The sequence below is a fragment of the Variovorax sp. UC122_21 genome, from assembly GCF_044056785.1.
Lineage (GTDB): Bacteria > Pseudomonadota > Gammaproteobacteria > Burkholderiales > Burkholderiaceae_C > Variovorax.
On record NZ_CP172004.1, the window covers coordinates 3,450,232 to 3,463,017 of the forward strand.

A 12,786-nucleotide genomic window follows, 5' to 3' on the forward strand; every position below is an offset into this window, starting at 1 on the left:
ACGATGCCGTCCTCGGCCGCCTTGGTCGGCTGCTCGTCGCGGATGCGCACCGTGATGCCGTCGAAGTGCTGCTGGCCGAACAGCCGGCTCGCCGCCGTGCTGTAGGGCAGCCAGATGTTGAGCTGCTTGTTCTCGCCGAACATGCTCTTCTTCTCCTGCGCCACGCCGATCACGGTGCACGGCAGGCTGCCGACCAGGATGATCTTGCCGAGCGGGTCCACGCCCTCGGGGAACAGCTTGCGGCGCGTGTTCTGGTCGATCACCACCACCTGCGACTGGTGCCGCACGTCGTTGGCGTTGAAGGCGATGCCGCTGGCCATCTGCACGTCGCGCACCGCGAAGTAGCTGTCGCTGACGCCGTTGACGTTGCCGTTGATGTCGATGCTGCGGTAGCGCAGCCCGCAGGCTGCGCATGGGTGGCGGGCGTCACGCTGTGCACGAAGGGCTGCGCCGCGATCGCCTGCAGGTCGGCCGGCACCAGCGTGCGGATGCTCTGCGCCTTGTCGTCGCCGAAGTCGCGGCCCGGATAGATGTCCAGCGCGTTGGTGCCGATGGCGCGGATGTCGGACAGCACGAAGCGCTTGGCGCCCTCCCCGATCGCCACGATCGAGACCACCCGAGGTGATGCCGATCACGATGCCCAGCATGGTGAGCGCGGTGCGTTATGCGGTGCGACATCATCGAGCGCCAGGCCATGCGGAAGGCCTCGGCGAAGCGCGACCAGCCGGTGCTCAGCCGACCGCCCGTGGCGGGCCGGGTCACCGGCTGTGGTGCCTCGCCACCGCCGGCGGCTTCGGGCGCGGGCACGGTCGGCACGTTGGGCCGGTCGCCGACGATGCGGCCGTCGGCGATCTCGATGATGCGTTCGGTGCAGCTCGCCACCTGCATGTCGTGGGTCACGATGATGATGGTGTGGCCCTGCGCATGCAGCTGGCGCAGGATCGCGATCACCTCCTGGCCGCTGCGGCTGTCGAGCGCGCCCGTGGGCTCGTCGGCCAGGATCACCTGGCCGCCGTTCATCAGCGCGCGCGCGATGCTCACGCGCTGCTGCTGGCCGCCCGAGAGCTGGCTCGGCCGGTGATCGCCGCGGTCGTCCAGGCCCGAGTCGCGCGAGCAGCTGCCGCGCCCTCGCCTCGCGCGCCGCGCCGTCGGTGCCCGCGTACACCGCCGGCACCTCGACGTTGCCGGTGGCCGTCAGGTGCTGCATCAGGTGGTAGCGCTGGAAGATGAAGCCGAAGTGCTCGCGCCGCAGCTCGGCCAGCGCGTCGCTGTCGAGCGTGCCCACGTCGTGGCCCGAGACCGTGTAGCTGCCGCTGCTGGGCCGGTCGAGGCAGCCCGAGGATGTTCATCAGCGTCGACTTGCCCGAGCCCGAGGCGCCGACGATCGCGAGCATCTCGCCGTGGCCGATGTCAAGGTTCACGTCCTCGAGCACCTGCACCCGCGTCTCGCCCGAGGGGAAGCTGCGCCCGATGCCGCGCAGCGACAGCAGGGCTTGCTGTGGCGCCTGCGTCATGGGCCCTTGCCGCGGCGCTCGCCGCCGTTGGCCTCGCCCTCGCGAGGTTCCACGGCCGAGGCGTCGCCGGTGATGACCCGGTCGCCCTCCTTCAGCCCCTCGAGCACCTGGGCCTGGAAGTTGTTGGTGATGCCGGTGCGCACCTTGCGCGTCTCGGGCGTGTGGTCGGCCTTGAGCACGCGCACCTCGTAGCGGCCCTCCTTGTCGCGGTTGCCGAGCGCGGTCAGCGGCACGGTCAACGCCTGCTTGGCCTCGCCGAGCATGATCGCGACCTGGGCCGTCATGTCCACGCGCAGGGTGCGGTCGGGGTTCGGCACGTCGAACAGCGCGTTGAAGAACACCGCGTTGTTGATCTTCTCGGGCGAGGGCTGCACCGCGCGCAGGGTGCCGTGGTAGCGCTTGTCGGGGTCGCCGAGGATGGTGAAGTAGACGGGCAGGCCGGCGCGCACGCGCACCACGTCGGCTTCTGACACCTGGGCCTTGATCGTCATGGTCGACAGGTCGGCCAGGGTCATCAGCGTGGGCACCTGGAACGAAGCCACCACGGTCTGGCCCTCGAGCGTCTTGATCGAGATCACGTCGCCGTCGATGGGCGCGATGATGCGGGTGTACGAGAGATTGGTCTGGGCCGAGGACACGGCCAGGCGCTGCTGGCGGATCTGCGCGTCGAGCGACACCGCGTCGGCGCGCAGCGCGCGCAGTTCGGCATCGGCGCTCTCCATGTCCTGCCGCGCCGAGGCGTCCTGCGCCAGCATCTCGCGCTGGCGCGCCCAGGCCAGCTCGGCCTGCTTCACGCGCACTTCCTTCGCCACCTTCTGGGCCTGCAGGTTGTCGAGCCGGGCCTGTTCCTGCGCCAGCGTGTTCTGCGAGATCGCGGGATCGATCTCGGCCAGCCAGTCGCCCTTCTTGACGGTCTGGCCCAGCGACACCTTGAGCGACTCGAGCTGGCCCGTGACCTGCGCGCCCACCTCCACCTGCCGCAGCGCCTGCAGCACGCCGGTGGCCAGCACCGCGTTCTCGAGGTCGGCGCGCTGCACCGTCGCCGTCAGGTATTCGGGTTTCTTGGCCGGCGTGAGCACGATCGCGGCCGCGATGCCGAGCACGACGAGGGCCAGGATGCCGTAGAGGAGCTTGCGCGAACGCCGGGGGGGAGTCTGGGGCATGCAGCGGGAAGGAAGTGGAACGGGCGGGGGATGCATTCGCCGGGCTCTGCGGCCGGGTCGCGATGCGGGAGGGATGGGGTCATCCTAGTCCCGCTGTCTGAAGCGTTCCTAAAGACGGAGTTCCGCCGCGGGGTTACTCCGCCCCATCGCCCTCACCGCCCTCACCGCCCTCGTCACCGTGACGGGCGCCGCAAAGACGAAAGGCGGACCCGCGGTCCGCCTTCGAAGGCCGATGCGGCGAAAGCCGCGCTCAGCGTGCCGGACGCCGGCGCAACAGCAGCACCAGCAGCAGGACCGTCAGCACCGTGAAGGCGATGAAGGACCAGTTCGCGAGCGTGAGGCCGAACAGCGTCCAGTCGATCTTGGAACAGTCGCCGCCGCCGCGGAAGATCATCGGCAGCGCCCGCTTGAGCGGGAAGGTCTCGATCATGCCGTAGAGGTCGCGGCCGCACGACACCACCTCGGGCGGATACCACTGCAGCCAGCTCTGCGAAGCGGCCGTGTAGGCCCCGCCGATCGAGGCCAGCAGCGCCAGGAAGCCGCCGCCGACCTGCAGCGCGCGGCCGCGGAAAGCCCCGGCCAGCCCGGTGAACAGCGCCACCAGCACCAGCGCGTAGCGCTGGACGATGCACATCGGACAGGGCTCGAGCCCCACCACGTGCTGCAGGTAGAGCCCGAAGGCCAGCATGAGCACACAGGCCAGGCAGATCAGGCCGTAAGCGCGGCGCGGCGCGCCGAAGTACCAATCGATCAAGGAGACACCCAATCCTCTTCTACGAACACCCTGGCCTTGCGTGGCGTGGCGACGACGGTGTCGCCCTCCTTCAAGCCCAGGTCACGGAACTGTTGCGCAGGGAGTTGCGCCTCGATGATGGTTCCGGAGCCCGGATTGTCTGGATTCGTGTCGACGGGTTCAAGTTCCAGCCGCGCGATCGGACCGACGACGATCGCGCGCGCCAGCGTCGCGACGATGCCGCTCGTCGCGCCCGGCACGTGGCGTGTCACATCCAGGTCATGCGGACGGACGTAGGCCAGCGCCTTGGCGTCGCGCGCGCCGCTGTGCTCGGGCGAATCGAGGCGCAGATCGCCCAGCTGCACCGAGCCGTTGTCGGCGCGGCCGTGGAACAGGTTGACGTCGCCGAGGAAGCCGTAGACGAAGGGGCTCGCGGGCTGGTCCCAGACCTCCTGCGGCGAGCCGACCTGCTCGATGTGGCCCTTGTTGATGACCACCACGCGGTCGGCCACTTCGAGCGCCTCTTCCTGGTCGTGGGTGACGAAGATCGAGGTGACGTGCAGCTCGTCGTGCAGCCGGCGCAGCCAGCGGCGCAGTTCCTTGCGCACCTTGGCATCGAGCGCGCCGAAGGGCTCGTCGAGCAGCAGCACCTTGGGCTCGACCGCGAGCGCGCGGGCCAGCGCGATGCGCTGGCGCTGGCCGCCCGAGAGCTGCGGCGGATAGCGGTCGGCCAGCCAGTCGAGCTGCACGAGCTTGAGCAGTTCGGTCACCTTGGACTTGATCTGGGCCTCGCTCGGGCGCTCCTTGCGCGGCTTCACGCGCAGGCCGAAGGCCACGTTCTCGAACACGGTCATGTGGCGGAACAGCGCGTAGTGCTGGAACACGAAGCCGACCTGGCGCTCGCGCACGTGCACGTCGGTGGTGTCCTCGCCCGAGAACAGGATGCTGCCGGCGTCGGCCGTTTCCAGCCCGGCGATGATGCGCAGCAGCGTGGTCTTGCCGCAGCCCGAGGGGCCGAGCAGCGCGACGAGTTCGCCCGACTCGACGTTCAGGTTGACGTCGTTCAAGGCCCGGAAGGTGCCGAACTGCTTGCTGATGTTGCGGATTTCGATGCTCATGAAATTCTTTCTTCCTAGGCCGCCGTCGGCCGCTCCGGCGGCAGCTCGGCGATCGCCTTCATCTCGCGCTCGTGGCGCCATTCGATCACCGACTTGATCACCAGCGTCACCAGCGCCAGGATCGCCAGCAGCGAGGCCACCGCGAAGGCGGCCACCGACTGGTATTCGTTGTAGAGCACTTCCACGTGCAGCGGCATGGTGTTGGTCTGGCCGCGGATGTGGCCGATACCACCGACACCGCGCCGAACTCGCCCATGGCGCGCGCATTGCACAGGATCACCCCGTACAGCAGGCCCCACTTGATGTTGGGCAGGGTCACGCGCCAGAAGGTCTGCCAGCCGTTCGCGCCGAGCACGATCGCGGCCTGTTCCTCGTCGGTGCCCTGCGCCTGCATCAGCGGGATCAGCTCGCGCGCGATGAACGGGAAGGTCACGAACACGGTGGCCAGTACGATGCCGGGCACGGCGAAGATGATCTTGATGTCGTGCGCGGCCAGCCACGGGCCGAACCAGCCCTGGGCGCCGAACACCAGCACGTAGATCAGGCCCGCCACCACCGGCGACACCGCGAACGGCAGGTCGATCAGCGTGGTGAGGAAGGCCTTGCCGCGGAACTCGAACTTGGCGATGGCCCAGGCCGCGGCCACGCCGAACACCAGGTTCAGCGGCACCGCGATGGCGGCCGTGATCAGCGTCAGGCGGATCGCGCTCCAGGCATCGGGTTCCTTCAGCGCCTCGAGGTAGGCGTCGAGGCCCTTGCGCAGCGCCTCGGTCGCCACGGCCGCCAGCGGCAGCACGAGGAACAGGAACATGAAGACCAGCGCGAGGCCGATCAGCAGCCAGCGGACCCAGGCGGCCTCGGTGGTGCCGGCCTGGGTGCGGCGAATGACTTTGGACGGTGCGCTCATCTCAACCCCCTGCCCGGCGACGCTGCCATGCCTGCAGGCCGTTGATGACCAGCAGCAGCAGGAACGAAATCACCAGCATCACCAGCGCGACCGCCGTGGCGCCCGCGTAGTCGTACTGCTCGAGCTTGCCGATGATGATCAGCGGCGTGATCTCCGAGATCATCGGCATGTTGCCGGCGATGAAGATCACCGAGCCGTACTCGCCGATCGCGCGCGCGAAGGCCATGGCGAAGCCCGTGAGCAGCGCCGGCGCGATCGAGGGGAAGATCACCTTGGTGAAGGTCTGCAGCCGCGTCGCGCCCAGCGAGGTGGCGGCTTCCTCGAGTTCCTTCTCGGCGTCTTCGAGCACCGGCTGCACCGTGCGCACCACGAAGGGCAGCCCGATGAAGATCAGCGCGATCACCACGCCCGCGGGCGTGAACGCGAGCTTGATGCCGTGCGGCTCGAGGTACTGCCCGACCCAGCCGTTGCCGGCCAGCAGCGCGGTCAGCGAGATGCCGGCCACGGCCGTGGGCAGCGCGAACGGCAGGTCGACCAGCGCATCGACGATGCGCTTGCCCGGGAACTTGTAGCGCACCAGCACCCAGGCCACGAGCAGCCCGAACACCAGGTTCACCAGCGCCGCGAGCAGCGAGGCGCCGAAGGTCAGCCGGTACGAGGCCAGCACGCGCGGCGCGGTCACGGCGACCCAGAACTGGTCCCAGTTCAGCGTGAAGGTCTTGAAGACCAGCGCCGACAGCGGGATCAGCACGATCAGGCAGAGATAGAAGACCGCGAAGCCCAGCGTCATCGAGAAGCCAGGCAGCACGCGCTTGGCGCCACCGCCGCCGACCGCACGCGAAAACGGCGCTGCCGGTGAGGACAGCGCCGAGGAGGTTGCCCCGCTCATTTACCGGGCGCCGGGCGTGTAGAGCTTGTCGAACTGGCCGCCGTCGTTGAAGTGCACCTTCTGCGCTTCGCCGAGGCTGCCGAACAACTCCTGCACCGTGAACAGCTGCAGCGGCTTGAAGGTCGCGGCGTACTTCTTGAGCACGGTCTGCGAACGCGGGCGCAGTGCGTGCTTGGCGGCGATTTCCTGCGCTTCTTCGGAATAGAGCCAGTCGAGGTAGGCCTTGGCGAGTTCGCCGGTGCCCTTCTTGGCGACGGTGCGCTCGACCACGGCCACCGGGTTCTCGGCCACGATGCTGATCGAAGGGTAGACCGAGTCGACCTTGCCGGTGCCGAATTCGCGGTCGATCGAGACCACTTCGGATTCGAAGGTGATCAGCGCGTCGCCGATGTTGCGTTGCAGGAAGGCGGTGGTGGCATCGCGGCCGCCGCGCGCCAGCACCGGCGTGTTCTTGAACAGCTTGCCGACGAACTCGGCCGCCTGGGCGTCGGTGCCGCCCTTCTTCTTGACGTAGCCCCAGGCCGCCAGGTACGCGTAGCGGCCGTTGCCGCCGGTCTTGGGGTTGACGATCACGACCTGCACGCCGGGCTTGACCAGGTCGTCCCAGTCCTTGATGCCCTTGGGATTGCCGTTGCGCACCAGGAACAGCATGGTCGAGGTGGTCGGCGATGCGTTCTCGGGGAATTTCTTGGTCCAGTCCTTGGCGACCACGCCGGCGTTGGCCAGGAAGTCGATGTCGGTCGAGGTGTTCATGGTCACCACGTCGGCATCGAGGCCGTCGGCCACCGCGCGCGCCTGGGCGCTCGAGCCGCCGTGCGACTGGTCGATCTTGACGTCCTTGCCGGTGGCCTTCTTGTAGTGCGCCGTGAAGGCCGCGTTGTAGTCCTTGTAGAACTCGCGCGCCACGTCGTACGAGGCGTTCAGCAGGCCGGTGCCCTGGGCCAGGGCGCTGCTGCCGACGAGTGCGGAGGACGCCAGCGCGAGCACGGCGGCGAAGGTCTTGATTCTGGAAGTCATGTGGTTGCCAAGGTTTCTGAAAAATCACGGCCCGCCGCCCAGGGGGCGGGCTCGTCGGTCAGCGACTGGAGCAGGGCCAGGCCGAGCGGCCATTCCCCGTGCCCCGAGTCGACGTTGATGTGGCCCGCATTCTGCATGCGAACGAACTCGCTGCCCCAGGCGCGCGAGTATGCGCCGGCCAGGCGGATCGGGCAGTACGGGTCGTTGCTGCTGGCCACCACGATGCTGCGGTACGGCAGCGCCGCGTAGGGCACGGGCGCGAAGTCCGACAGCACGGCACGGCGCTCCGGATCGGCCGGCGCCACCAGCAGCGCGCCCTGGATCCGGGCCGCGGCCTCCGCCGGCAGGTGCGCCGTGGCGATGCAGCCCAGGCTGTGCGCCGCGATCACCACCGGCCCCGGCGATTCGAGCACCAGCCGCGCCAGCGTCGACACCCAGGCCTCGCGCCGCGGCGAGGCCCAGTCGTCCTGCTGCACGCGCGCGGCGCCCGGAATGCGCTCCTGCCACAGGCTCTGCCAGTGGCCGGGGCCGGAGTCGCGCCAGCCGGGGACGATGACGATGCGGGTCTGCATGCGAAGGTGGTGGGCCTGGGCCGATGCCGCCGGCTTACTTGTTCGGCTGCGGCGTCAGGCGCAGGTAGGGACGCACCGCCTTGTAGCCCTTGGGGAAGCGCTGGGCGATCTCGGCCGGGTCCTGCAGGCTCGGGATGATGACCACGTCGTCGCCGTCCTTCCAGTTCACGGGCGTCGCCACCTTGTGGCTGTCGGTGAGCTGCAGCGAGTCGATGACGCGCAGGATCTCGTCGAAGTTGCGGCCGGTCGAGGCCGGGTAGGTGATGATGGTGCGGATCGTCTTCTTCGGATCGATGATGAACACGCTGCGCACCGTGGCCGTGGCCGAGGCGTTCGGGTGGATCAGGTCGTACAGGTCCGACACCTTGCGGTCGGCGTCCGCCACGATCGGGAAGTTGACCGTGGTGTTCTGCGTGTCGTTGATGTCGCCGATCCATTCCTTGTGCTTGTCGGCGGGGTCCACGCTCAGCGCGATCGGCTTCACGCCGCGCTTCTGGAATTCGCCCGACAGGGCCGCCGTCTTGCCGAGTTCGGTGGTGCACACGGGCGTGAAGTCGGCCGGGTGCGAGAAGAACACGACCCACGAATCGCCGGCCCATTCATGGAATTTGATCGGGCCTTCGCTGGAATCCTGGGTGAAATCGGGGGCGCTGTCGCCGAGACGGAGGGTTGCCATGGTCGTTCCTTGGATGGAATGGAAGACCTGGATTGTCCGAACCCCGCCAAGGATGCCAAACGAATATCTGATTGTTTGGTTATGACGTTTTTTGCATAACGAGGCGATTCCGCGCCTCGAAATCGGCGTCAGAACATGCGGTGCGCCCCGTGCTCGAGGTGCTCGACCAGGAAATCGATCAGCCGTCGCACCGCCGGCACCAGCGCGCGCCGCGCCGGAAACACCATGTGCGCGACCACCGGCGCCGGCCCCCAGTCGCACAGCACCCGGGTCAGCCGGCCCTCGTTGAGATCGGCGCGGCACATGTAGTCGGGCAACAGCGTCGCGCCCACGCCGCCGAGCACCGCGTACTGCAGGGTGGCGAGGTCGTCGGCCACGTAGCGCGGCGTATGGGAATGCACATGGATCCGGCCCTTGGGGCCCTCGAGCCGCCATTCGCTGCGCCCCTCTCCGTTGACCGACATCGCCGCGGTCGGCAGCTTCACGAGGTCGTCCGGCCCCTCGATCGGGCCGAGCCGCCGCATGAGCTCGGGCGTGGCTACCAGCACGCCGCGGCTGGTGCCGAAAGTGCGGGCGACAAGGGTTGCGCTGTCCTCGATCTGGGGCCGCACGCGCAGCGCGATGTCGATGCCCTCCTCGATCAGGTCGACCGGCCGGTTGATCACCCGCATGTCGATGCGCACCGCCGGATAGCGCTCGAGGAAGGTCGGCAGCACCTGCGCCAGCCCGCTGTGCGAGATCGTGACCGGGCAGCTGAGCCGCACCAGCCCGCTGGGCTCGGTCTGCACCTGGGCCACCGCCTCGGAGGCCGCGCGCGCCGCGTCGCGCACCGAGGCCGCGTGGCGCAGGTAGATCTCGCCGGCCGGCGTGAGCGACAGCCGCCGCGTGCTGCGCTGCATCAGCTGCACGCCCAGTTGCTCCTCGAGCTCGGCCACGCGCCGCGACAGCCGCGACTTCGGAATGCCCAGCGCCCGGCTCGCGGCCGCGAAGCCCCCGCGCTCGGCCACTTCGGCGAAGAACACCATGTCGTTGAGGTCCTGCATGGCTTTACTGTCCTGTTTTTGAAACGATGTGGCTTATTTTTACCTACTTATCACCCACTCGCACCAAAAATAGAATTCTGACCACGCCGGCCACTTTTGAGCGCCGACATCGAAAGAAAGAAAGCGATCAACACCATGAAGCTGCTCCACATCGACTCCAGCATCCTCAGCGGCAACTCCACCTCGCGCCTGCTGACGGCCGAAACCGTGGCCGCCTGGCGCGCCGCCCATCCCGACACCACGGTCGAGTACCTCGACCTGGCGGTCGACACCCCCTCCCACTTCAGCGCCGACGCGCTCGGCATCAAGACCGGCGTGCAGGCCCAGCCGACCGAAGCCCAGCAGCGCGAGAACGCGCTGTCCGAGAAGCTGGTGAGCCAGTTCCTCGCCGCCGACGTGGTGGTCGTGGGCGCCCCGCTCTACAACTTCACCATCCCGAGCCAGCTCAAGGCCTGGATCGACCGCCTCGCGCAGGCCGGCCGCACCTTCAAGTACACCGACAAGGGCCCGGTCGGCCTGGCCGGCGGCAAGACCGTGATCGTGGCCTCGAGCCGCGGCGGCATCTACTCGACCACCGAAGGCGGCCAGGCCACCGAGCACCAGGAGAGTTACCTGAAGGTGATCTTCGGTTTCTTCGGCATCACCGACGTGCGCTTCGTGCGCGCCGAAGGACTCGGCATGGGCGACGCGGTCAAGAACGCCGCGCTGGCCTCGGCCCGCGGCGACATCGGCACGGCGACTGCCGAAGCCGCCAACCAGAGCGTCGCGGCCCTCGCGGCCTGATGACGGCGCGCCGTTCGCGGCGCTTCCGAACGACGAGCCGGCCGACGTGCCGGCTTTTTCGTGGGCGACATCCCGGCTGACATAGACGCTTCGGCCAATGGCTGGCGCATGGCGCGCTCGACAGAATCGCCGCATGCCCGCAGCCCGCCTTCCGGCTTCCCGCATCCCTCTTCTTCCCGCGACCGAGCCCATGGCGGCGGTCGCGCTGCTCGCGCTCTGTCTCGCCGCCTGGGCCGCGGGTCTGGCCGGCGGCTTCCAGTACGACGACCTGTCCAACATCGTGCTCGATCCGGCCACGGCCGGCGGCGAAGCCCTGCGCGAGCGGCTGGCCAACGGCTTCCGGCCGCTGCTTCGGTTGAGCTACGTCGCCGACCATGCGCTGTGGGGCTTCGACGGCACCGGCTTCCTCGCGACCAACCTCGCGCTGCACGCGGCCACCGTGCTCGCCGTGTGGCGGCTGGCCCTCGGCCGGCTGGCCGATCCGCTGGCGGCCTTCCTGGCCGCCGCGCTGTTCGCGCTGCAGCCCGCGCACGCGGCGGTGGTGAGCTTCGCGAGCGGGCGCTCCACCGGGCTGATGACGCTGGGGCTGGTGCTGGCGCTGCTGGCCCATGAACATGCGTGGCGCGAGGGCCTGGTCCGCGCGCGCCGCGCCGTCTTCGAGGCGCTGTCGCTCGTCGCCTTCGCGCTCGCGGTGTCGGCCAAGGAAGTGGCGCTGATCTATCCGCTGATGCTGATGGTGTGGGAGTCCACCCGACCCAGCGCCACGGCCGGCCGCATCGTGCGGCGCATGACCGGGCCCGCATTCGCCGCGCTCGCCGGTGCCGCGCTGCTCTGGACCTTCGGCCCCCGGCTGCGCGAACTGGCCGGCTACTCGCTCGCGCTGGCCGATCCGCTCGAGGCCCTGGCCCGACATGCCGCCGCACTGCCGCTGTCGCTGGCGCTGTGGCTGCGGCCCTGGGCGCTGTCGGTCGAGCATCCGGCGCCGAGCGCTGATGCGATGCTGCCGGGCGCGCTCGCGCTCGTAGGTCTGCTGCTCGCCGCGCTCGCGCTGCGCCGGCGCTGGCCGCTGGCGACGCTCGGACTGCTGTGGCCACTGGCCATGCTCGCGCCGACCCACACGCTGATCGCGCGGCTCGACTGGGTCGTGGAAAAGCCGCTGTACCCCGCGTGGATCGGTCCCGCACTGGCGCTGGGCGCCGTGCTCGCGACCTGGCTGCGCCGACCCGGTCGCGCAGTTCCGGGCCTGGTCCTGCTGGCGGCACTCGCGGCCACCTGCGCCTGGCGCGCCGCCACCTGGGCCGACCCGGCCGCGCTCTGGCGCGAGGCCACCGAACGCGCGCCGCAGTCGGCCCGCGCCTGGCACAACCGCGCGCTGGCCGAATCCGCCGCGGGCCGCGATGCCGAGGCACGCCGAAGCATCGACATGGCCCTTGCGCTCGATGCCGACGCACCGCGCACCCAGGCGCTGGCGCTCGCGATCTCGCTGGCGGCCGACGAGGCGCCGTCCCCGAACGTCCCTTCCAGGAGCCCCTCACCGTGAAGCTGCCTCCACGCCCCTCGCGCGCGCTGGCCGCGCTGGCGCTCGCGCTCGGCTGCGCCGCCGCACAGGCCGCGCCCGATTGCGACCGCTGCCAGGACCTGCCGCGGCTGTACCGCGAAATGCTCGAGCAGGAGTTCCTGCGCGCCAAGTTCCAGACCTGGATCTCCCAGGCCTACTACCCCCTGAGCATCGATGCGATGCAGACACAGGCCACCAGCGCGCTCACCGCGGCCATGCAAGGCAACCTGTACGGCGTGCTCGCGCCGCCGGCCAGCGACGCCGGCACGGCCGGGGCCGCGGCGCCGTCATTCGGCACGGTGATCAGCGGCGGCAGCTGCCAGCTGGTGGAGTACGTTCCGCGCCCGGGCCAGTCGCCGACCACGCGACCGGTGACCGAGCAGCAGATCCGGCAGAAGCTGTGCAAACCGCTGGCCGAATTCACCATCGAGCACGAGAACACGCACATCAAGGCCTGCACGGCCGCCTACAAGGCCGGCGACAAGTCGGTCGAGTCGGTCGAATGGTTCGTGCAGAGCGACGCCAAGGCCTACGACGCCGGCGTGCGCGTGCTGCGCGACCATATCGCCGCGCTGGCGCGCAAATGCCAGTGGGCCGGCTCGACCAACGTGCGCAAGCCCGACAACAGCATGGTGGTGCCGACGCCCGAGGAGATCGTCACGCTGACGAAGAACGTGAAGGCCAAGGGCAGCGCGATGCGCCGCGCCACGCAGTGAGCCCCCTCCGGAGTCATCGCCATGAACGAAGCCCTGTTGCTGAGCGCCGCGCTGCTGATCGGCGGCCCGCGCACCGAGATCCCGCCCGAGCAGGTGC

Annotated in this window: 11 protein-coding genes and 3 pseudogenes; 3 read left to right on the forward strand and 11 right to left on the reverse strand. The window is 69.3% G+C overall.

The features are described 5' to 3' along the window. Positions 1-59: 59 nt before the first annotated feature. The 11 genes and pseudogenes from ACHMXE_RS28655 to ACHMXE_RS28705 form a co-directional block, all read right to left on the reverse strand. A pseudogene (locus ACHMXE_RS28655) lies at positions 60-616 on the reverse strand (ABC transporter permease); the annotation flags it as partial. A gap of 721 nt (positions 617-1,337) precedes the next feature. Continuing rightward, positions 1,338-1,514, reverse strand: a pseudogene (locus ACHMXE_RS28660) (ATP-binding cassette domain-containing protein); the annotation flags it as partial. Then, on the reverse strand, positions 1,511-2,677 hold the full coding sequence (gene macA, locus ACHMXE_RS28665; RefSeq protein WP_395347586.1) for a macrolide transporter subunit MacA: 1,167 nt from the start codon (positions 2,675-2,677) through the stop codon (positions 1,511-1,513). The gene macA and the pseudogene ACHMXE_RS28660, both read right to left, overlap by 4 nt. 250 nt (positions 2,678-2,927) lie before the next feature. Beyond that, entirely contained in the window at positions 2,928-3,431 is a 504-nt protein-coding gene (locus tag ACHMXE_RS28670) for a disulfide bond formation protein B (RefSeq protein ID WP_203205857.1), read from the reverse strand. Next, entirely contained in the window at positions 3,428-4,528 is a 1,101-nt protein-coding gene (locus ACHMXE_RS28675) for a sulfate/molybdate ABC transporter ATP-binding protein (RefSeq protein ID WP_057593361.1), read from the reverse strand. Before ACHMXE_RS28675 ends, ACHMXE_RS28670 begins: the two co-directional genes overlap by 4 nt. 14 nt (positions 4,529-4,542) lie before the next feature. Beyond that, positions 4,543-5,435: pseudogene (gene cysW, locus ACHMXE_RS28680) on the reverse strand (sulfate ABC transporter permease subunit CysW). 1 nt (position 5,436) lies between these two features. Beyond that, complete coding sequence (gene cysT / locus ACHMXE_RS28685) at positions 5,437-6,324, reverse strand: sulfate ABC transporter permease subunit CysT (protein WP_093341567.1); 888 nt, start codon at positions 6,322-6,324, stop codon at positions 5,437-5,439. Further along, a complete protein-coding gene (locus ACHMXE_RS28690) occupies positions 6,325-7,341 on the reverse strand; it encodes a sulfate ABC transporter substrate-binding protein (protein WP_093341565.1) in 1,017 nt (338 codons plus the stop codon). It lies immediately after the preceding gene. After that, complete coding sequence (locus ACHMXE_RS28695) at positions 7,338-7,913, reverse strand: RBBP9/YdeN family alpha/beta hydrolase (RefSeq protein ID WP_395347589.1); 576 nt, start codon at positions 7,911-7,913, stop codon at positions 7,338-7,340. The genes ACHMXE_RS28690 and ACHMXE_RS28695 overlap by 4 nt, the downstream gene beginning before the upstream one ends. A 34-nt stretch (positions 7,914-7,947) precedes the next feature. Beyond that, complete coding sequence (locus ACHMXE_RS28700; protein WP_093341562.1) at positions 7,948-8,589, reverse strand: peroxiredoxin; 642 nt, start codon at positions 8,587-8,589, stop codon at positions 7,948-7,950. Between the two features lie 128 nt (positions 8,590-8,717). Continuing rightward, on the reverse strand, positions 8,718-9,632 hold the full coding sequence (locus ACHMXE_RS28705; protein WP_395347591.1) for a LysR family transcriptional regulator: 915 nt from the start codon (positions 9,630-9,632) through the stop codon (positions 8,718-8,720). Positions 9,633-9,767: 135 nt separating this feature from the next. On the opposite strand from ACHMXE_RS28705, the gene ACHMXE_RS28710 reads away from it, so the two are divergent. From ACHMXE_RS28710 to ACHMXE_RS28720, 3 genes are all read left to right on the forward strand, one after another. Further along, positions 9,768-10,415, forward strand: a complete 648-nt coding sequence (locus ACHMXE_RS28710) for an FMN-dependent NADH-azoreductase (RefSeq protein WP_057593400.1) — start codon at positions 9,768-9,770, stop codon at positions 10,413-10,415. Positions 10,416-10,548: 133 nt separating this feature from the next. Then, a complete protein-coding gene (locus tag ACHMXE_RS28715; RefSeq protein ID WP_395347593.1) occupies positions 10,549-11,955 on the forward strand; it encodes a hypothetical protein in 1,407 nt (468 codons plus the stop codon). Further along, a complete protein-coding gene (locus ACHMXE_RS28720; protein WP_395347594.1) occupies positions 11,952-12,689 on the forward strand; it encodes a hypothetical protein in 738 nt (245 codons plus the stop codon). Before ACHMXE_RS28715 ends, ACHMXE_RS28720 begins: the two co-directional genes overlap by 4 nt. Positions 12,690-12,786: the final 97 nt, after the last annotated feature.